Origin of the sequence: Caulobacter sp. D5 (assembly GCF_003185805.1) — a bacterium.
In the GTDB taxonomy this organism is placed as follows: domain Bacteria; phylum Pseudomonadota; class Alphaproteobacteria; order Caulobacterales; family Caulobacteraceae; genus Caulobacter.
Genome location: NZ_QHJY01000226.1, coordinates 1 through 19,517 on the forward strand (window position 1 = coordinate 1; position 19,517 = coordinate 19,517).

Consider the following 19,517-nt stretch of genomic DNA (forward strand, 5'->3'; position numbering starts at 1 on the left):
AGCCGGCGGCGGCCGTCGGGGCCGGCCGCCAGCCGCTCGCGCAGGCGCTGGGCGACGCTGGTCACTGGCCAGCCTTATTGGGGGAAGCGCCCGTCGGGATGTGGCTCTCGTGGTTGGCCAGATACCAGTCGGCGATCTCCTCGCGCGTGGCGAACCACACGCCCGGCAGGCTCTTGGCGTGCTGGATGAACTCGCGCAGGGCGCGGATCCGATAGGCCCGGCCCGAGACGTGCGGGTGGAGGCCGACGTTCATCAGCCGGCCCGAGGTGGCGCCTTCCTTGTAGAGGACGTTCAGTTCCTCGATCAGCACGTCGCGGTATTCGTCGGTGGTGTGGCCGCGGCGGGTGAGCAGGGTGAAGTCGTTGATCTCGTTGGAATAGGGCGTCGAGACGATCGGGCCGTTGGGCGTGCGCAGCAGGTAGGGCTGATCGTCGTTGAGCAGGTCGCAATAGAAGGTGCAGCCGTGCTCGGCCAGGATGTCGGCGGTCTGCAGCGTGCCGCGCAGCGACGAGGACAGCCAGCCCTTGGCCCGCTTGCCGACGAAGCGCTCGTATTGCTCCAGCGAGCGCAGGACGATGTCGCGCTCCTTGGCCGGGTCATGGGCGAAGTCGGTCAGCAGTTCGCCCTGTTCCCAGTTGTGGGCCAGAAGCTCCCAGCCGCGCTCCAGGCAGGCGTCGGTCATGGCCTTGCGGCGCTCGAAGGTCACCGCGTTGGTGGTGCAGCTGGCCTTGATCCCCATCTCGTCGAAGAGGTCGAACAGCCGCCAGATGCCCACCCGCTGGCCGTATTCTCGCCAGGTGTAGTTGGGGAAGTCGGGCGTATCGCCGGCCAGCACGTCGGGCAGGATCGGCGGCCCGCCGGCGTAGTACTTCTCCTTGGTCGGCTTGGTGAGGTCCCAGGTCTCCAGGTTGAAGGTCAGGACCAGGGCCACGCGCGCGCCGTTTGGCCAGGTCAGCGGCTTGCGGTGCGGAAGCGGAACGTAATCGTATTCCATACTGATGCCCTTTGATCCCTAGTGCTCGAGCAGGAGCGAGCCGAAGCCGTCGATCTTGTCGGTAATTCCCATGCTCCGGAGAGCATGCCAGTAGGTGGCGGTGTTGATGGCCACGACCGGCTTTTCCAGCCAGAACTCGGCGATGCCGGCGACCTTGGCGAAGGCCAGGTTGGTGCCGCACTGGACGACGGCGTCGGCGCCTTCCGAGACCTCGATGGCCGCGCGCTTCAGCGTCTGCGGGCTTTCGTGGGCGATCAGCATCGGCGAGGGCGATTTCAAGCCCTTCACCTGGATGACTTCGTAGCCCAGGTCCTCGAAGAACTTGCGCACCTGGTTGTCGCCGACCGGCATGTAGGGGGTGATGACCCCGATCTTCTTGATGCCGCCATAGGCCTTCAGCGCCGCGTCGACGGCGGTGGAGCCCATGACCACCGGAACGCCCTTGGTGCGCTCCAGCATGCGCTGGGTCAGGCGTTCGGCGCCGTCGGCGCCGTCCCAGAAGGTCTCGGCCGACATGCCCATGACCACGCAGGCCGGGTCCATGCTCATGGCGACGTCGACGCTGTCCATCGTCGCGTCGCGGATGTTCTGCAGCATCACCATGAACGACTCGTCGTCGGTGACCTTGGTGTCCGGAATGGCGATCCGCTGGAAGTGGTTGGTGACGCCGCGCGGGCGCATGTCGTCGTATTCGGGCTGGACGCTGGTGTTGGTCGACGGCGCGATCACCGCATACTTCAGGCGGTGTCCCAATGAATCCGGCATGACGCTTCCCTCGACGTTTCGATGGCCGAGGAATGGCAAAGCCGGATCGTCCGCGCCGCAGCCCAGCGGCCGATATCCGCCCGGCGGATAGGAAAAAGCGCCGGGGAAGCGGGATGGGCGGGCGTCGCTAGGGTCGTCGTTGAACCACAACGGAAATTCTCCCCGGGGGACGAGACCATGGCCGCTTTTATCATCGCGACGACCGTCATCACCGACGCGCCCCGCTTCGGGGAATATGTGAAGGCCATCGCCGGCCTCGCCGAGCGCTTCGGCGGCGAGACCTATGTGCGGGGGCCGGTCACCGAGGTCCTGGAGGGCGAGGTGCCCGAGGGCGAGCGCGTGATCGTCACCCGCTATCCCGACGCCGCGGCCGCCAAGGCCTACCTGCATTCGCCGGAGTACCAGGCCGCCAAGGTCCTGCGCCAGGGCGCGGGAACCGTCGTGGTCCGCATGATCGTCGTCGACTGAGATTGACGCGTGTGACGGGGCGCGTGGGGAAGCCGCGCCCGCACCCGCCGACCAAAAACTAGCGAGGTTCCGTGGAACGATTCCAAGTCGTCGTAGCGGGCGCCGGGCCCGTGGGCTCGGTGGCCGCCTATCGGCTGGCGCAGCTCGGCGTCGATGTGTTGCTGCTGGAGAGCGCGCCGCGCTGTCCCGAGGACCTTCGGGCCTCGACCATGCATCCGCCGACGCTCGACATGATGAAGGCGCTGGGCGTGCTGGAGGACCTGGAGGCCCAGGGCCTGCGCGCGCCGGTCTATCACTATCGCAACCGCACGACGGGCGAGGTGCTGGCCTTCGACATGGGCGAGCTGTCCGACATCAGCGAGCATCCGTACCGGCTGCAGTGCGAGCAGTTCAAGCTGGCGCGCCTGCTGACCGAGAAGCTGGCCGGCCATCCCAACGGGCAGGTGCGGTTCTCGCACCGCCTGGCCCACTTCACCCAGGACGACCAGGGCGTCACCGTCTCGATCGAGGCGCCGTTCGGCATAGAGCAGGTGCGCTGCGACTATCTGATCGGCGCCGACGGGGCCAATTCGATCGTGCGCAAGTGGCTGGACATCGAGTTCGAGGGCTTCACCTATCCGGAGAAGTTCCTGACCCTGTCGACCGACTGGCCGCTGGAGGACCACTTCAACGGGCTGGCCCACGTCAACTACGTGGCCGATCCCAAGGAATGGTGCGTGCTGCTGCGGGTGCCGTCTCTGTGGCGGATCCTGGTGCCGGCCAACGGCGACGAGAGCGACGAGAGCCTGCTGTCGGACGCCAAGAAGGCCGAGGTGCTGGGCGGGCTGATCGGTGACGGCGAGACCGTGCAGACCGTGCACCGCACGCTCTACAAGGTGCACCAGCGGGTGGCCAAGACCTACCATGTGGGCCGGGTGCTGCTGGCGGGCGACGCCGCCCACCTCAACAATCCGCTGGGCGGGTTCGGCATGAACTCGGGCATCCACGACGTCTGGAGCCTGACCGAGAAGCTGGTCGCCATCCTGCAGGACAAGGCCGATCCGGAGAAGCTGCTGCCGCTCTACGACCGCCAGCGGCGGGCGGTGATGCACAAGTTCATCCAGACCCAGACCATCGCCAACAAGGCGGCGATGGAGGCCGGCACCGCCGAGGCCTATGCCGAGCGCGAGGCCAAGATGCGCCAGATCCTGGCCGACCCGGACCAGCGCCGCGAGTACCTGCTGCTGCAGTCGATGTACAAGAGCCTCGAGCTCGAAGCGGCCACGGCCTGAGGAGCTTGCAGCGATGATCCAGTTTCACACCGTCAACACGGCCAACGGTCAGAAGGCGCGGATCGTGCTGGAGGAGACGGGGCTGGCCTATGCGGCCACCCCGATCGACCTGATGGCCGGCGAGCACAAGCAGGCCGCCTACAAGGCGCTGAGCCCGTTCGGCAAGGCGCCGGCCATCGTCGATCCCGACGGGCCGGACGGCGCGCCGATCGTCGTCTCCGAGACCCTGGCCATCGCCTGGTACCTGGCCGAGAAAGCCGGCGGTGCGCTGCTGCCCAAGGGGGCGGCCGAACAGGCCGAGTTCCTGATGTGGGCCTCGGCGGTGTCGTCGTCGGTGGCCGGGGCCTTCACCAACCAGTTCGTGGCGACCTTCCTGGCGCCCGAGAAGACGCCGTGGCTGATCGAGCGCTCGATCGCCGACTGCCACGAGCAGCTGGCGGCGTTCGACGCGCGGCTTTCGACCCGCGACTACATGCTGGGCGGGCGGTTCACGATCCTCGACGCGCTGTTCTTCCCGGTGGTGGCCAATTCGGCCAAGCGGCTGGAGGGCGGGCTTGGTCCGTATCCGAACCTGGCGCGCTACGAAGGCTTCATCGGAACGCGGCCCGGCGTGCAGCGGGGCATGGCGTACGGCTGAACGGAAAAGCAGCCGGGGCGAGCTGTTCCCGGCTGCAACCTGCGCGCCGTTTTCGACCGCAAAGCCTTGTGAGAGTGTGGCTCGCACGGTTAACGCGCAACGAGGCCGCATGGAGCGCAACTGGATCAAGGGGCGGGTGTTCGTGGTCGATGACGACCCGGTGCTGCTCACCTTCCTCGAAGGGGCGCTGGCCAAGTCTGGCTATCTCGTCCAGGCGTTCGAGAGCGCCCGCAGCGCGCTGCACGCGGCGGCGATGGACAAGCCCTCGATCTGGCTGATCGACATCCGCATGCCCGACGTCGACGGCACCGAACTGCTGAAGATGCTGCGCGCCGACGAGGCGCATCGCGACACGCCGGTGGTCATGCTGACCGGCGATGGTCGCCTGGACCGCATCGCCGCCGCCATGGGCGCGGGGGCGACCACCTATCTCCTCAAGCCGTTCTCGCCGCAGCAGGTGGTGGAGAAGGTCTATGCGGTGCTGAACTTGCGGTAGGGGCGCTGACCGAGAACTCTGCCTATGGGGGAAGGGTTACGCCGCTGGCGGCGCTATCCCACCCCGTAAAATCCCCGCGAAAGCGGGGACCCAGGCTTTTTCTGAAACCTACGGCGCTCGACGATAAAACACCTGGGTCCCCGCTTTCGCGGGGATTTTACGGAAGGTGGGATCCGGCAAGTAGGAACCATCTCCCGATGGAGGAAGGCCTCACCAAGCCACCTCGGCCCCCGCCAGATCCAGGAACTTGCCCGTATCGTCCAGGCTCAGCCCGGCGATCACCTTCTGCTGGCCGGCGACGCTTTCCTCGACGGAGTAGGGGGCGTCGGGGCCGCCCAGGGCGGTGCGGGTCCAGCCGGGGGCCATGGCGATGACGGTGACGCCGTCGCCCTTCAGCTCCACGGCCAGGCCCTTGGCCAGCATGTTCAGCGCCGCCTTGGACGAGCGGTAGGCGTGCGAGCCGCCGTAGACATTGGTTCCGATCGAGGCGAGGCCGCTGGACATCATGACGATGGTCTTGGTCTCGCCGGCCTTGAGGTTGTCGATCAGGGCGGCGGTGATGCGGAACGGTGAGACGACGTTGGTGGCCAGGATGTCGGCCCAGATGTCGTAGTCCATGCCGGACAGGGTCTGGTGGGCCATGCCGTCGGGCAGGGGGATGGGACCGTAGGTGCCGGCGTTGTTGATCAGCACGTCGATGGCTGCGCCCTTGAGCCGCTCGGCCAGGGCGGCGACGGACGCGGCGTCGTTCACCGACAGGGCCTCGATCCGCACCTTGCCCGGATGGGCGGCGGCGATGGCTTGCAGCTCGGCGGCGGCGGCCGGGTCGCGGCAGGTGGCGATGACGTCCGCGCCGGCGGCGGCGTATTGGCGGGCGTGCTCCAGGCCGATGCCGCGATTGGCGCCGGTGATCAGGACCGTGGTCATGGCGTGCTCTCTTGTTCGTTGCTGGCGCCGACTTGAACCGGCCTTGAAGGCGAGGGCTGGGCGGCCGCGATCTTCGCCGCTGTGCGGATAACGGCCTCGGGCGGGCGGAGCCCGCGAGGACCGGGCGCTAGGACCGAGGCTCGAAGATTCCGCTGGAGCCCCCGTGACGCTCATCCGCAAAGCCTATGCCGATACGCCCGCCGGCCAGGTGCACCTGCGCCGGGTGGACGGCCCCGGCGATCCGATCGTGCTTCTGCACCGCACCCCGGTCAGCTCGGCCTGCTTCGACGGCGTGCTGGCGCGCCTGGCCGGTCGCCGCGCTGCGATCGCGCTGGACACGCCCGGCTTTGGCCAGTCGTTCAAGCCGGAAGGCCTGCCCTCGACGGTGGACTACGGCGCCTGGCTGCTGGCGGCGCTGGACGCCCTGGGCGTCGAGCGTTTCCACCTGGCCGGCCACCATACCGGCACCCACATCGGCGCCGAGATCGCCGTGGCCGCGCCCGACCGCGTGCGCTCGCTGCTGCTGAACGGCGTGCTGTTCGCCACCGCCGAGGAGCGCGAGATGTTCCGCGCCCAGGTCGGCCAGGCCGCGCCGATCGACGCGCACGGCGCCTATCTGATCCAGTCCTGGGGAACGATGAAGGGGCTGCTGCCCCGCTTCGACGCCCAGCTGGTGCAGACCGAGTTCCTGGGCGCGATCGGCGCGCCGGACGGCCGCAACCAGGCCTTCGGGGCGATCTTCGATCAGGATTTCGCCAGCGTCTTCGAGGGCGTGACCTGCCCGGTGACCGTGTTGCAGGCGGCGGACGATCCGCTGGCCGGCTTCGTCGGCCGCATCCGCAAGGCCCGCCCGGGCGTGGTGGTCACCACCCAGGGCAAGACCGGCGTCGCCGCGCCCGAGCTGGAACCCGAGATCTTCGCCGAGACCCTGCTGGCCTTCGCGGCCGGCGTCGAAACCACGCCTCCGAACAGCCCCCTTCAGTGGACCCCGCCCATGACCAATCGCCGTTTCTCCCTCGTCCGCGCCGGCCAGGGCTTCGAGCTGGCCGATAGCATCGTGCCGGTCCCGACGCCGGGGCCGGGCGAGGTGCTGGTGCGGGTGCGCGCCGTGGCCCTGAACCGCCGCGACGTGATGATCCGCCAGGGCTGGTATCCGGTGGGCGAGGCCGACGGCTTCACCCCGCTGTCGGACGCCGCCGGCGAGATCGTCGCGGTCGGTGAAGGCGTCGAGGACCTGGCCGTGGGCGACCGCGTCGCCTCGACCTTCTTCCAGAACTGGGCCGGCGGCCGCATCACCTTCCCGGCGGTGATCTCGTCGCTGGGCGCGGGCGGTGCGGGCGTGCTGGCGCAGCACGTGGTGCTGTCGGCCGGCGGCGTCGTGAAGCTGCCCGACAGCCTGGACTTCGTGCAGGGCGCGACCCTGACCTGCTCGGGCGTCACCGCATGGTCATCGCTGGTCACCCATGGCGGCCTTCAGGCCGGCGACTGGGTGGTGACCCTGGGCACCGGCGGCGTCTCGCTGTGGGGGCTGCAGATCGCCAAGGCCTTCGGGGCCAAGGTGGCCGTGGTCGGCGGCGACGACGCCAAGCTGGCCCGGGCGGCGCAGCTGGGCGCCGACCTGACGGTGAACTACCGCACCACGCCCGACTGGGAAGTCCCGGTGAAGGAGGCCTCCTTGGGTGGGGTGCAGCACGCCCTGGAACTGGGCGGCGCCGGCACCCTGGCCAGGTCGCAAGGCGCGCTCGGCGTCGGCGGCCACGTGGCCGTCATCGGCGCGCTGGACGGCTTCGGCGGCACGCTGGACGCCTCGGCCATGGTCATGGCCGCCCAGCGCGCCACGGCGATCTCGGTCGGCTCGCGCGCCGACCACCAGGCGCTGTCGGACTTCGTGGCGGCCAAGGGCATTGTCCCTGTGGTCGACGCGGTGTTCGGCCTCGACGCCATCGAAGGCGCCTACGCCCGCGCCGACCAGGGCGCGTTCGGGAAGGTCGTGGTGACGCTGTAAGTGACTGTTTCTGCGTCACTTTGTCGCGAAAAATACGCGGCAAAATGTGACGATTGGCACAAAAGTCCCTGTTCCTTCCGTGCCTCCTAGCAAGGCTAAGCCGCTTCTAGAAACAGGGAGGGAACAATGGCTAGCTACTATGTAAACAACAACGCTCAAACCAACGGGGACCATGAGGTCCACGTCGATGGTTGCGGTTGGATGCCCAGCAGCAAGACATACTTGGGCGATTTTTCGAGTTGCAGCCCAGCTGTGACTGAGGCGAAGCGCTACTACTCGCAATCCAATGGGTGCAAGTACTGCTCTCCGACCTGTCACACCAGCTAGGCGCTCATAGTATCCCGAGTAGCCGTTCGGTTGCTCGGGAGGCGCGCTAGACCTCCACCACTTCGACCAGCGCCCCGCCCGGCGCGCGCAGCACGCCGGCGCGCTTGCCGCCGTAGACGGCGCCGTCGCGGGCTGTGGGGGCGACGATCCAGTCGCCCTGGACGCTGTCGAAATCCGGGTGCTTGAGCGTGCAGATCGCGATCCCCGGCGGCAGGGCGCCGGCGTGGCCGGGGCGCACGGTGGCTTCGGCCGGGTACTGGTCGAACTCGAGGAAGACGTCCTTCTGATAGGTCGCCGTCGCCAGGGCGTGGCGGCTGTCCTTGGGGAGCTCGAAGGCGTCGTTGATCATGTTGTAGACGATGGTCATCGGCGCGCCGACGTCCAGGCCCAGGGTCTGGCCGAACCAGGCGCCGCTGGCGTCCATGTCGTCGCTGGCCAGGACGAGGATGAACAGCTTGTCGATCAGGCTGCCGGGATGGGGCAGGCCGTTGCCGGGCGAGACGATCTCGGTGAGGTAGACGATCTCGCCGTCCGGACCCTTGACCTGCATCGGATGGATGGTGGGCAGGCCGTCGATGCGCTTGGGCGGGCCGATGATCTCGAACGGCGCGGACTGCATGCGCTCGTTCACGGCCATGACGTCCTGGCAGCAGATCTCGATCGCCGCCCAGCCGTAGGTGCGCAGGGGGCGGTATTCCGGCACCGGATCGCCCTCGACGAAGCGCAGGAAGACGTCGGCGCCGCTGGCCGGTTGCAGCACGGCGTAGGGGCGGCCGGCGCTGGCCGGGGCGCCCCAGCTGGCGGCGAGGTCGGCGGGGACCTCGCCCTGCTCGACCACCGTGTAGTCCAGCCATTGGGCGTAGCGCTGCGCGGTCGCGGCGACGTTCGGCGTCACCAGGGTGGCGGCCCTAAGAAGGTTCATCGATCAGGTCCTGAAAAAAAGCTAGTCGCGCAGCTCGACGGCCACGTCTTCGGAGGCGACATCACCCGTCGCGACGGCGGCCTCGGCCTCTTGCTGGACGATGCGCAGCACGCGGGCGAGATACTCCTGCAGCCACAGGCCGCGCTCGGCGGCGGCTTGGGCCGACGGTTCGAAGCGTTCGATCTGCGCGCGGTCGAAACCGCCCTGGGCCTCCAGCACGCGCTCCAGCGTGTCGAGCCGGGCGCGGGTGACGGCCAGTTCCTGGACCACGGCCATGGTCACGGCCAGCACGCGCTCGACCTCGGGATTGGCGAAGAAATAGGGGCGCTTGCCGGCGGGCTTGGCGCCGGCGTCGGCCAGGGCGTCTGCGATGCTCATTGTGCTTCCTTGGAGGCCTTCCGGGCTCCGATCACGCGCCAGGCTGCTTTTCGCCCATAGTCTTCGCTGTCGTCGTCGGCGGCGTCGGGGAAGACCTCGCGGTCGACCACGGCGGTGACGCCGTCATGGATCAGCTCGTCGGCGGCGAAGCCGGCCTCGACCATGCGGGCGTCCAGGTCGATCTCGTGCAGCGTGCTCCAGAACGGCTCGTTGTTGTAGAAGGCGTCCCAGTCGCGCATGGCCTGCTCGAACAGCGGCATGGTCGGCGCGTACTGCGGCTGCTCGACGTGCAGGACGACGCCGCCGGGCGCGAGCACGCGGCGGCTCTCGGCGAAGATGGCCTTCATCGAGGTGAGCGACAGTTCGTGCAGGAACATGGTGGTCTGCACCCAGTCGAAGCTCTCGTTTTCGAAGCGCGACAGATCGGCACCGTCGGCCTGGACGAAGCGGATGTTGGCCACGCCCAGCGAGGCGGCGCGGGCGGCGGCGTAGCGCAGCATCGGCCCGCCGACGTCGATGGCCACCACTTCGGCGTCCGGGAAGGCCTGGGCGATCGGCAGGACGCTGTGACCGACGGTGGCGCCGATGTCGAGGATGCGCCTGGGCTTGAAGTCCGGCAGCCGGCGCTTGACCCAGCGCACCACGGCGTGGCCGCCGCCGTCGGAGAAGCGGCCCAAGAGGCCCCCGGTGGTGGCGAAGCCGCCATGGTCGTAGTTGGCGCCGCCCGAGACGTCGCCCTCGAAGCGCTCGACGTGATAGCTGCCGGGCATGCAGTGGTGGTCCACCGCCGAGACGTAGCGCGGGATCGGCAGGGTGGGATCGAGTTCCAGCTGGCCAGAGCTGGCGTTCAGCGCGGCGGCCTTGGCGGCCAGTTCCTCGGCCTGGCGCAGGGTGGTCCAGCGGCCGGCCTGCTGGCGCTGCTCCATGGTCAGGCGACGCAGGGCCGACCAGGTCTGGAAGGCGGGATCCTTCAGCAGGGCCTTGCGGACCTCGTGGCGATCCTCGGGGGCGCGGCCGTGGGTCTTCTGGAAGGCCGGTTCGACGCGGGTCTCCCAGGCCTGCTTCACGCCGGGGATGAGGCGGGTCGACAGGTGGCGGTTGAGCTGGGCCAGGACGTTCAGCCGCTCGATCTCGTCGTGCGACATCTCGGGAAACACCCCGTGGCGGCCGACCTTGCGATAGTCGGGCGGGCCGTCATAGGCCTGGATCGGCCCTTCGTTGACGCGACCGGTCATGGCGCACTCCTACTCAATCGGCGTCAGCTTGCGCCCGTCGGGCGGAGCGTGGGAGCGCCTCGGCGCGAAAATCCGACTGCCGGGGATCAGGCGCCGGGGACGGCGACCCGCTCTCCGGCGGCCGCTTCGACTCTGGCTTCCTCGACCGCGTGCGTGGCGGCGAAGCGGTAGCGGCCCAGCGGCAGCAGGACGAGGCCGCCCAGCACCAGCAGTACGGTCGCCACGACCAGCGACAGCTGGTAGCCGCCGCTGCGGTCGAAGTCGGCCCCGAAGGCCACCGGCCCCAGGCCCGACCCTGCCGCATAGGCGCAGTAGAGACAGCCGTAGAGGGTCGAGTAGGACCGTGCTCCGAAATAGCGGGCGATCAGGAAGGCCAAGAGGTCGAACTCCATGCCCGCCGCGACCCCGACCAGGGCGATGGCGACCAGCGCGCCGGTGAAGCCAGGGTCCTGGCCGTGCAGGATCAGGCAGCCCAGAGCCGGCAGGCACAGCAGCACCAGCGCCACGGCCGGGGCCCAGAAGCGGTCGACCAGCCAGCCGCCGGCCACGCGTCCGGCGATCACCGACAGGCCGACGACGGGCGCCAGGCTGACGATCTCGGCCTTGGTGAAGCCCTTCAGCTTCAGCATGTTTTCCAGATTGGGCAGCGGGCCGGCGATGGCGAACGAGAACAGCAGGAAGCCGCCGGCGATCAGCCAGAACTTCGCATCGCGCAAAGCCTGCGGCAGGGTCAGGCCCGGTAGCGGGGCGCTCTCGGTGTGGACGCGGCCGACGCCGGGGTCCTTGAAGGCCAGCAGGGCCACCGGCAGGGCGATGACCAGGGGCAGGGCGCCGGTGACCAGATAGGCAGCCCGCCAGCCGTGGGCCTCGATCATCCACATCAGGAAAGGCTTGATCAGAAAGCCGAACACGCCGGTGCCCATCAGGGCGATCCCCAGGGCCAGGCCCTTGTTGGTCTCGAAGCCGTTGTTGATCGCCCGGGTCCAGGTGGTGGGCAGGGTGCCGGCCCCGACCGCGCCCATCAGCGCCCAGTTCAGGTAGAACAGCGGCAGCGAGCCCTTGGTCAGCGAAAAGGCCATGAAGGCGAAGGCGAACAGCACCAGCGAGGCGATCGCCACCGGCCGCACCCCGATCCTGTCGCCCAGCCAGCCGATGATCGGGCCGACGATCATCACCGCGACCGTGGCGACCGGCAGGCCCAGCATGATCGAGGCGAAGCTCCAGCCGAACTCCTTGGCCAGCTGCGGGGCCAGCATGCCGATGCTGTAGAAGGGCAGGGGCGAAAGACCCAGGCCAACGCCAAGCACGACGCTGAGCAGCAGCGGCCAGCCCTGTTTGAATTCGGATAGTTTCGCCATCGCCGTTTGCCCCGCCGCGATCACATCGGTAGGCGAGGCAGCCTGGGGCGATGGAAGTCGCCCGCAACAGGAATATCCGGAGCAGTCGCCTTGCGATCAGACGTCAGGCCCGGCGCCGCCCTTTCGGGGGTCAAGGTGCTCGATCTTTCCCGCGTGCTGGCCGGTCCCTGGGCGACCCAGGCCCTGGCCGACATGGGCGCCGAGGTCGTGAAGGTCGAACGGCCGGGAGTCGGCGACGACACCCGGGCCTGGGGGCCGCCCTTTTTCGAGCGGGTGGATGGGAGCCGGGGCGACGCGGCCTATTTCACCTGCGCCAACCGCAACAAGCGCTCGGTGACCATCGACATGGCCGACCCGCGTGGCGCGGCGCTGATCCGCCAGATGGCGGCCGAGGCCGACGTGGTGGTCGAGAACTTCAAGGTCGGGGGCCTGGCCAAGTACGGCCTCGACTACGAGAGCCTGGCGGCGATCAATCCGAGGCTGGTCTACTGCTCGATCACGGGCTTTGGCCAGACCGGGCCCTATGCGGCGCGGGCCGGCTACGACTACATGATCCAGGCCATGGGCGGGTTGATGTCGATCACCGGCCAGCCGGACGGGGCCGACGGCGCCGAGCCGATGAAGGTGGGGGTGGCGGTCGTCGACCTGTTCACCGGCCTCTATGCGGCCAACGCCATCCTCTGCGGCTTGCTGCATGCGCGGGCGACGGGGGAGGGACAGCACATGGACATCGCCCTGTTCGACGTGCAGGCCGCCGTCCTGGCCAACCAGGCCAGCAACTATTTCGCCACCGGCCAGGCGCCGGGGCGGCTGGGCAACGCCCATCCGAACCTCGCGCCCTATCAGGTGTTCGCCACGGCTGACGGGGCGATGGTGCTGGCGGTAGGCAACGACGGGCAGTTCAGGGCCTTCGCCAAGGCCGCCGGTGCGCCGGAGCTAGGTGAGGATCCGCGTTTCACCACCAACGCCCAGCGGGTGGCGGCGCGGACGCAGCTGGCCCAGGCCATGGCGCCGATCCTGGCCGGCCGCGAGACCAAGGCCTGGATCGCCCTGCTGGAGGCGGCCGGCGTGCCGTGTGGGCCGATCAACACCATCGACCAGGTGTTCGAGGAGCCGCAGGCGCTGCATCGCGGCCTCGTCGTCGAGCAGGCGCGGGACGATCTCGCCACGCCGATCCGCACGGTGGCCTCGCCGATCCGGGCGTCGAGGACGCCTGTCGTGGTCGAACGTCCGCCGCCGAGCCTCGGGGCGGATACGGCGGCGGTGCTGACGGGGCTGGGCAAGAGCGAGGCCGAGATCGCCGAGTTGGCGGCAGCGGGAGTGATCTAACGCCTGTCGATATCTACTGAGCCCACCCAGATCCGATCTTCCCCGCGAAGGCGGGGATCCAAGCAGGTTTTCGGGATGGGGCGCGGCCGTGGAGCGCCCGCGGACTCGGCTTGGATCCCCGCCTTCGCGGGGATGCTCGGTAAAAAATAGCGGGGGTGATGGAGATCCCTACCGCGCCGCCCGCGCCACGCCTTCGGGCATGGCTCCGGCGAAGTCGATGACGCACATGGCGCCGTACGAGCGGTGGCCGCCGCAGGCGACGCCGGCGCTGCTGTAGCCGGTCGACAGGATGTTGCGGCGGTGGCCGCGGCCGGGCACGCGGCTGTCGACGATCAGCTGGCGCACCACGTCGCGCGGGTCCTCGTAGCCGTAGGAGATGTTCTCGGCCGACATGCCGGCATAGACGCCGTACTTGCGCAGTCGCTGGCCCAGGCTTCCGCTCGCGCCGTGGCCGACGTCGCCGCGCGAGCCTTGGACGCGGGCGTGGTCGCGGGCCGCGTCGTCGATGCGCCCGTCCGAGGTGAGCGGCGGCAGGGGACGCTGGCGTTGCAGTTCGGCGACGGCCTCGTCCAGCGCCTGCGGATCCTCGCGATAGAGGCCCTGGTCGCGGCTCAGTTCGCGGGCGTAGGCCTGGGGATTGGTCCGCACATAGTTGATTTCGTCGAGCACCGCCTGCTCCTGGGTCTGGGCGGCGGCCATCCGGGGCAAGGCAAGCAGCAGCAAGCCGGCGAGCGCCAGCACTGGGCGACGGTAAGAACGCATGGGTACCTACAAGATCGGAAAGCCCCTCGGTCTGTGCCTTAGCACGCTTCTTCGGATTCGCACGGCGCCGCCGAACGTCGCGGGCGTCAGCGCGCGGTCTGGCTATCCGCGAGGCGATAAATTCGGCGACGAGCCGCCCCGGCGCCTGGGGAGGCGGCATCAAGGCGGCACGACAACCGCCGGATTCCACGATGCTTCTCGCTCTGCTGACGCTGCTGCACGTGCTGGTCTTCGTCTACTGGCTGGGCGGGGACCTGGGGGCCTTCTACATCTCGCGCTACCTGACCGACCCGGCGCGCACGGTGAAGGAGCGGGGCCTGGCCCTGCGCGTGCTCAACGACATCGACATGGCGCCGCGCACCTGCCTGATCCTGGCCCTGCCGACGGGCCTGACCCTGGCCAAGGTCAAGGGCTGGTGGGACGTCTCGCCCGTGGCCGTGGCGGCGGTCTGGGCGCTGTGCCTGTTCTGGCTGATCATGGCCTGGAGCATCCACATTCACCACAGCCCGCCCAAGGCCGGGATCCGCCGCATCGACATCGCCATCCGCTGGGGCGTGCTGGCGGGCCTGGGCGGCTACGCGCTCGCCAGCCTGGCGGGCCTGGTCGCCGCGCCGCTGTTCATCGCCCTGAAGATGCTGATCCTGGCGATCGCCATCTCCTGCGGCCTCTTGATCCGCCGCCAGCTGGCCCCGCTGGGCGCGCCGGTGACCACCATGCTGACCACCGGCCCGACGCCGGAAAGCGACGCGGCGATCAGCGCCGTGCTGGAGGCCACGCGTCCCGTGGTGCTGACCCTCTGGGCCTTGCTGATCGGGGCCGCGTTCCTCGGCCTCTTCACCCCAACCTGACGGAGCTCGCCATGACCCTGCGTTTCGAACCGACCATGGTGACCGAGGACAAGACCGCCCGGCAGCTCTACGAGGCGGTGAAGGCCAATCCGGCCCGCGCCCGCTTCGGCTTCGGGTCCAAGGCGGCGGTGGTCAATATCGACTTCCAGCAGGCCTATACCCGGCCCGACCTGTTCCCCAAGAGCGCCTACGTCACCGATCCCGACCAGATCGCCCACGTGAACCGCCTGTCGGCTCTGGCCCGCTTGCGCGGCATGCCGGTGATCTGGACGCGGGTGATGTACAAGCCCGACGGCGGCGACGCCGGCGTCTGGGGTACGCGCACCGACACGCCCGACAGCCTGCAGAACATCAAGCAGGACAGCGAACGCCACGCCTTCGACCCGCGCGTCGAGATCGATGCGGCCGTGGACCTCGTCTACGACAAGCGCATGCCCAGCGCCTTCTTCGAGAGCCCGCTGCAGAGCTATCTGGTCTGGCACAAGATCGACACCGTGATCCTGACCGGCGGCTCGACCAGCGGCTGCGTGCGGGCCAGCGCGGTGGAGAGCCTGTCGCGCGGCTACCGCACCATCGTTCCCGAGCAGTGCGTGGCCGACAAGCACGAGAGCTACCACTTCGCCAACCTGACGGATCTTCAGCTGAAGTACGCGGACGTGGTCGACGTGGAAGAGGCGGCGGCCTGGCTGAAGGGGTGAGAGGACCTCAGCCCGTCTCCGGAGAACTGACGTGCGGGCGCGAACTTCAACGTCCGCTGACGACCCCATGCTGACGTCGGAAGCTCTGGATCTGCTTAAGCAAGGTCTAGCCCTGCCTGTATCGAAGCGCGTCCAGCACGACCTGGAACGCCGGCAAGGCCTGGCGGCGGCTGGGATAGTAGAGGTGATAGCCCTCCCAATAGGGGCACCAGTCCTCCAGCAGCCGCACCAATCGCCCGTCGGCCAGGAACGGCGCGGCGAGCTCCTCTGGCATGTGGGCCAGGCCATGCCCAGCCACGGCCGCGTCCAGAATGTTCAGGACGCTGTTGAAGGCTAATTGGCCCTCGACCCGCACTCGCAGTTCCTGGCCGTCTTTCTCGAACTCCCAGGCGTAGAAGCTGCCGTAGGTCGGCAGGCGCAGGTTGATGCAAGAATGACCGAGCAGGTCCTGGGGCTTTGCCGGTCGAGTGCGGCCTTGCAAATAGGAGGGGGCGGCCACCACGGCGAACCGGACGTCCGGGCCGATCCGCATCGAGATCATGTCCTTGGCTACCTGTTCTCCCAGGCGCACGCCCGCATCGAAACGCTCGACGACGATGTCGGTGAGGCCGTAATCGACAACCAGCTCTACCTTGATGTCGGGATAGTCGTGTAACAGCGCGTCGAGCTTGGGCCAGAGCAGCGCGTTGATCGTGTAGTCCGCCGCCGTGATCCGCACCGTGCCCGACGGCTTGTCGCGGACGTCGCTCAAGGCCGCCAGTTCGGCCTCGATCTCTTCGAAATGCGGAGCGATGTTCCGGAAAAGCCGTGCGCCGGCCTCGGTGGGCGAGACGCTGCGCGTGGTGCGGGTCAGTAATCGCACGCCAAGACGGGCCTCAAGCAACCGTATCGTATGGCTCAGGGCTGATTGCGACACACCCAGCTTGGCGGCCGCGCGGGTGAAGCTCTGCTCGCGTGCGACCGCCACGAAGGCGACCAGGTCGTTCAGGTTTTCGCGCGCCATTCATGAAGCCTTCTCATAACTTCATGCGATTAATAGCGGCTAATCGCTGGAAAGGTCGCGGCCTATCGTTTTGCAACATCAAAGTTGCCGATCGGAAAACCATGCTCCCCACCTATGATTTCACCGGCCAGGTCGCACTTGTCACGGGCGCCAGCTCCGGTCTCGGCTTGGCGACGGCTCGGGCCTTTGCTCAGGCCGGCGCGGCGGTAGTGCTCAGTGACATCAATGAAATCGCCCTGGCGAGCGCCACGGGTGACCTTGCGGCCGCCGGACACCGTGTGAAAGCCGTGGTCTGCGACGTCGCGAACGAAGATCAGGCCGAGTCGCTGGTCGCGCAGACCATCGCCGCGTTCGGCCGGCTGGACATGGCCTACAACAATGCCGGGATCCTGGGTCCGATGTGCGACATGACCGAGGAGACTGGCGCGGGTTTCGACCAGGTCGCCGCCGTCAATCTGCGCGGTGTCTGGGCCTGCATGAAGCACGAACTCATCCAGATGCGGAAGCAGGGGAGCGGCGCGATCGTCAACTGCTCGTCGCTGGGCGGCCTTGTCGGCCTGCCAGGCCGCGCGGCCTATCACGCGACCAAGCATGGCGTGATCGGTCTGACCAAAAGCGCGGCCATGGACAACGCCAAGCGCGGCATCCGTGTCAACGCCATCTGTCCTGGCTGCATCGAGACGCCCATGGGCGACGCGATCGATCCAGCGGCCATGACGGAATTCCTCAAGGAGCAGCCGATCGGCCGCATGGGACGTCCCGAGGAAATCGCGTCCGCCGTCCTGTGGCTGTGTAGTCCGGGCGCCAGCTTCGTGCTGGGCGTGGCCCTGCCGGTCGATGGTGGCTTCGTCGCCCACTGAGGACCGGCCCGATGAACCTTTCCGTCATCACCGTCCTTTCCCTGGCGCTGGCGGCTCCCGCCTTCGCCCAGGCGAACCTTGCCAAGGATATCATCATGCAACTCAAACGCGCCGGCTCTCAGCCATCCCAGAAAGGGCCCGCCGAGTTCTTCACCGGAACCGTCCGCATCGATCCACTCCACGTCGCGTCCGAGCCGGCCCGGGTGTCGGCCGCCTACGTCACCTTCGAGCCGGGCGCTCGCAGCGCCTGGCACACCCACCCGCTGGGTCAGATCTTGATCGTCACAGCCGGCGCAGGCTGGACCCAGTGCGAGGGGGAGCCGATCGTCGAGATCCGAGCGGGCGACACCATCTGGTGTCCTCCCGGCCACAAGCACTGGCACGGGGCCAGCCCCACGACCGCGATGACCCACATCGCGGTTCAGGAAGCCCTGGACGGCAAGGCCGTGATCTGGATGGAGAAGGTGACCGACGAGGAGTACCTGGCCGGTCCACCGCGCTTGTAGACAGCGCTAGGCAGCGCGCTGCCGCTCCCCACCCAAGCTGACTTGGTCGCGCCCGCTTGTGGCGTCGATCGCCGTAGCGGTCTCAGCCCACCGCCGCCACCGCCGCCCGCCCGGCCTCGACGCCGGTGAGCCAGGCCCCGTGGGCCGTGGAGAAGGCGTCGGGCGAGCAGGCCTCGCCAGCGAAGAAGATCCGGTCATCGACCGGCGTCGCCAGCCGGGCGCGGTCGCCGGCGCGGCCGGGCAGGGCGTGGGAGTAGGAACCGCCGGCGAACGGGTCGGCGGCCCAGGCGGTTTCCGCCAGTACATGGACGCGCGAGCGCAGGCCCGAGCCGTAGAGGCCGACCAGTTCGTCGATCGCGAAGGCTGCCGCCGCGCCCGGGCCTTCGCCTTCCAGCGACCGGGCGTGGGCGCCGCCGAGGAACACCTCGATCACCGGCCGGTGCAGCGGGAGCAGGTGATAGGCGCCCGTCGCGGTCCTGCGGGGATCGCCGAACAGCTGGCTCTCGGGCTGGAAGGCCTCGGGCTCGTCGACCTGGAGGAACACCTTGTCGGCCAGGCCCAGCGGCAGGCCGGCGGCGGCGTCCAGCTTGTCCGGCAGTTCGGGGAAGAAGCGCAGGGCGCCTGAGGCCAGGATCGCGGTGGGGACGCAGACGATCGCCGCCCGGGCGCTGATCGCGCCCTGCGGCGTCTCCAGCACCAGGCGCGGGCCGTCGTGGCGGATGGTGGTCACCGGCGTGGAGAGCCGCGTCGGCAGGGCGGGCGCCAGGCGGGCGAGGCCCGCGCCGTAGCCTTCGGCCAAGCGCCAGTCGACCTCGCTGTCGTCATAGGCGGCGTAGTCGTGCAGCGAGACCTGGTCGAACTCGGCGCCGTTGTAGAAGGCGCTGAAGGCGTTCAGCAGCGGGTTCCAGGGATCGCCGGGCAGCATCAGTTGCGACGCGGGGCGGTCAGGACCGCCGTCCTCGGCCGCGGCGGCCAGTCGCTCGTCCAGGGCCTGGAAGGCCGCGCCGAACGCGGCGCGCTCCTCGCGGTCGAAGGCGGGGTTGTCGGCGATATTGGCCCAGGGCGGCGGGGTGCGGTCGATGGTCAGGCCCAGGGCCTCGAACCGGGCGACCAGCGGGTTGCGGTCGGCCGAGTGCAGCCACTCGCAGCCCAGGTCCAGCGGCCCGACGGGCGAGGGGATCGTCCAGCCGCGTCCGCCCAGCCGGTCGCGGGCTTCCAGCAGCAGGCCAGAACGGCCGCTGGCGGCGACTTCCCCGGCGGCGGCCAGGCCCGCCGCCCCGGCGCCCACGATCGCGATGTCGACGTCTGTCATGCGATCTCAATAGCAGGGCGGGGCGGTGGTTCCGACAGGGACCGGGCAAAAGAAAAGGCCGCCAGCGGGGGAGCTGGCGGCCCTCAGTATGGGATTTCGGGGAGGAAATCCGAAGCTTAGTCGACGACCTGATAGCGGCCCGAGGCGTCGGGGCAGACGCGGACGAAGCGCTTCTGGGTGCGGCCGTCGGGCAGATAGATCGGGCTTTCGGCCAGGGTGCAGCCGTTGGCGTCGGCGCGGCCCTCGGTCACCCGGTAGGAGCGCTCGGACTCGTAGCTGTAGCCGCCGCGACGGTCATACTGGGCGTCGTCGTAGCCGCCGGCGTTGCGGTCGTAGTCGTCGTAGCGGTCGTTGTAGGCGCGGGGCGGCGGGGGAGGCGGCGGGGTCGCGCCGGGGGCGCAGGCGGCCGAGCTCTT

20 protein-coding genes and 1 pseudogene are annotated in these 19,517 nt (G+C 68.9%); 10 read left to right on the forward strand and 11 right to left on the reverse strand.

Annotated features, from left to right (window positions below):
• Positions 1-61: 61 nt before the first annotated feature.
• Both DMC18_RS15350 and DMC18_RS15355 read right to left on the reverse strand, forming a co-directional pair.
• A complete protein-coding gene (locus DMC18_RS15350) occupies positions 62-994 on the reverse strand; it encodes a polysaccharide deacetylase (RefSeq protein WP_110121745.1) in 933 nt (310 codons plus the stop codon).
• Positions 995-1,012: 18 nt separating this feature from the next.
• Entirely contained in the window at positions 1,013-1,759 is a 747-nt protein-coding gene (locus DMC18_RS15355) for an arylmalonate decarboxylase (RefSeq protein WP_110121746.1), read from the reverse strand.
• 177 nt (positions 1,760-1,936) lie between these two features.
• Between DMC18_RS15355 and DMC18_RS15360 the strand changes: the two genes are divergently transcribed.
• From DMC18_RS15360 to DMC18_RS15375, 4 genes are all read left to right on the forward strand, one after another.
• On the forward strand, positions 1,937-2,227 hold the full coding sequence (locus DMC18_RS15360) for a DUF1330 domain-containing protein (RefSeq protein ID WP_158285917.1): 291 nt from the start codon (positions 1,937-1,939) through the stop codon (positions 2,225-2,227).
• Positions 2,228-2,298: 71 nt separating this feature from the next.
• The gene (locus DMC18_RS15365) at positions 2,299-3,498 is read left to right on the forward strand and encodes an NAD(P)/FAD-dependent oxidoreductase (RefSeq protein ID WP_110121748.1); all 1,200 of its coding nucleotides are present in this window, start codon (positions 2,299-2,301) and stop codon (positions 3,496-3,498) included.
• Positions 3,499-3,511: 13 nt separating this feature from the next.
• Entirely contained in the window at positions 3,512-4,135 is a 624-nt protein-coding gene (locus DMC18_RS15370; protein WP_158285918.1) for a glutathione S-transferase family protein, read from the forward strand.
• Positions 4,136-4,244: 109 nt separating this feature from the next.
• On the forward strand, positions 4,245-4,631 hold the full coding sequence (locus DMC18_RS15375) for a response regulator (protein WP_110121750.1): 387 nt from the start codon (positions 4,245-4,247) through the stop codon (positions 4,629-4,631).
• A gap of 210 nt (positions 4,632-4,841) precedes the next feature.
• Here the strand turns inward: DMC18_RS15375 and DMC18_RS15380 are convergent, their stop codons facing one another.
• A complete protein-coding gene (locus DMC18_RS15380) occupies positions 4,842-5,558 on the reverse strand; it encodes an SDR family oxidoreductase (protein WP_110121751.1) in 717 nt (238 codons plus the stop codon).
• A gap of 163 nt (positions 5,559-5,721) precedes the next feature.
• Between DMC18_RS15380 and DMC18_RS15385 the strand changes: the two genes are divergently transcribed.
• Positions 5,722-7,563, forward strand: a complete 1,842-nt coding sequence (locus DMC18_RS15385; protein ID WP_110121752.1) for an alpha/beta fold hydrolase — start codon at positions 5,722-5,724, stop codon at positions 7,561-7,563.
• 373 nt (positions 7,564-7,936) lie between these two features.
• On the opposite strand, the gene DMC18_RS15395 is transcribed toward DMC18_RS15385, so the two are convergent.
• From DMC18_RS15395 to DMC18_RS15410, 4 genes are all read right to left on the reverse strand, one after another.
• Positions 7,937-8,812, reverse strand: a complete 876-nt coding sequence (locus DMC18_RS15395; RefSeq protein ID WP_110121754.1) for a VOC family protein — start codon at positions 8,810-8,812, stop codon at positions 7,937-7,939.
• A gap of 21 nt (positions 8,813-8,833) precedes the next feature.
• On the reverse strand, positions 8,834-9,190 hold the full coding sequence (locus tag DMC18_RS15400; RefSeq protein ID WP_110121755.1) for a hypothetical protein: 357 nt from the start codon (positions 9,188-9,190) through the stop codon (positions 8,834-8,836).
• Positions 9,187-10,425: a class I SAM-dependent methyltransferase gene (locus tag DMC18_RS15405; protein WP_110121756.1), complete on the reverse strand. Its 1,239-nt coding sequence runs from the start codon at positions 10,423-10,425 to the stop codon at positions 9,187-9,189. The genes DMC18_RS15400 and DMC18_RS15405 overlap by 4 nt, the downstream gene beginning before the upstream one ends.
• An 86-nt stretch (positions 10,426-10,511) precedes the next feature.
• Entirely contained in the window at positions 10,512-11,783 is a 1,272-nt protein-coding gene (locus DMC18_RS15410; RefSeq protein ID WP_110121757.1) for an MFS transporter, read from the reverse strand.
• Between the two features lie 90 nt (positions 11,784-11,873).
• Here DMC18_RS15410 and DMC18_RS15415 point away from each other — a divergent pair, with 90 nt between their 5' ends.
• Complete coding sequence (locus DMC18_RS15415; RefSeq protein WP_110121758.1) at positions 11,874-13,112, forward strand: CaiB/BaiF CoA-transferase family protein; 1,239 nt, start codon at positions 11,874-11,876, stop codon at positions 13,110-13,112.
• Between the two features lie 168 nt (positions 13,113-13,280).
• Here DMC18_RS15415 and DMC18_RS15420 read toward each other — a convergent pair whose 3' ends face one another.
• On the reverse strand, positions 13,281-13,874 hold the full coding sequence (locus DMC18_RS15420; protein ID WP_110121759.1) for a CAP domain-containing protein: 594 nt from the start codon (positions 13,872-13,874) through the stop codon (positions 13,281-13,283).
• A 191-nt stretch (positions 13,875-14,065) separates the two neighbouring features.
• On the opposite strand from DMC18_RS15420, the gene DMC18_RS15425 reads away from it, so the two are divergent.
• Together DMC18_RS15425 and DMC18_RS15430 are read left to right on the forward strand one after the other, a co-directional pair.
• On the forward strand, positions 14,066-14,722 hold the full coding sequence (locus tag DMC18_RS15425) for a hypothetical protein (protein ID WP_110121760.1): 657 nt from the start codon (positions 14,066-14,068) through the stop codon (positions 14,720-14,722).
• Between the two features lie 11 nt (positions 14,723-14,733).
• The gene (locus DMC18_RS15430) at positions 14,734-15,420 is read left to right on the forward strand and encodes an isochorismatase family protein (protein ID WP_199228600.1); all 687 of its coding nucleotides are present in this window, start codon (positions 14,734-14,736) and stop codon (positions 15,418-15,420) included.
• Positions 15,421-15,526: 106 nt separating this feature from the next.
• Here the strand turns inward: DMC18_RS15430 and DMC18_RS15435 are convergent, their stop codons facing one another.
• Positions 15,527-16,423, reverse strand: a complete 897-nt coding sequence (locus tag DMC18_RS15435; protein ID WP_110121761.1) for a LysR family transcriptional regulator — start codon at positions 16,421-16,423, stop codon at positions 15,527-15,529.
• Between the two features lie 101 nt (positions 16,424-16,524).
• Between DMC18_RS15435 and DMC18_RS15440 the strand changes: the two genes are divergently transcribed.
• Both DMC18_RS15440 and DMC18_RS15445 read left to right on the forward strand, forming a co-directional pair.
• The gene (locus DMC18_RS15440) at positions 16,525-17,283 is read left to right on the forward strand and encodes an SDR family oxidoreductase (RefSeq protein WP_110121762.1); all 759 of its coding nucleotides are present in this window, start codon (positions 16,525-16,527) and stop codon (positions 17,281-17,283) included.
• An 11-nt stretch (positions 17,284-17,294) separates the two neighbouring features.
• On the forward strand, positions 17,295-17,789 hold the full coding sequence (locus tag DMC18_RS15445) for a cupin domain-containing protein (protein WP_233245362.1): 495 nt from the start codon (positions 17,295-17,297) through the stop codon (positions 17,787-17,789).
• An 82-nt stretch (positions 17,790-17,871) separates the two neighbouring features.
• Here DMC18_RS15445 and DMC18_RS15450 read toward each other — a convergent pair whose 3' ends face one another.
• Positions 17,872-19,101 carry an FAD-dependent oxidoreductase gene (locus DMC18_RS15450; protein ID WP_110121763.1) on the reverse strand — a complete coding sequence of 410 codons (1,230 nt, stop codon included), beginning with the start codon at positions 19,099-19,101 and terminating at the stop codon, positions 17,872-17,874.
• A 116-nt stretch (positions 19,102-19,217) separates the two neighbouring features.
• Positions 19,218-19,517: pseudogene (locus DMC18_RS15455) on the reverse strand (hypothetical protein); the annotation flags it as partial.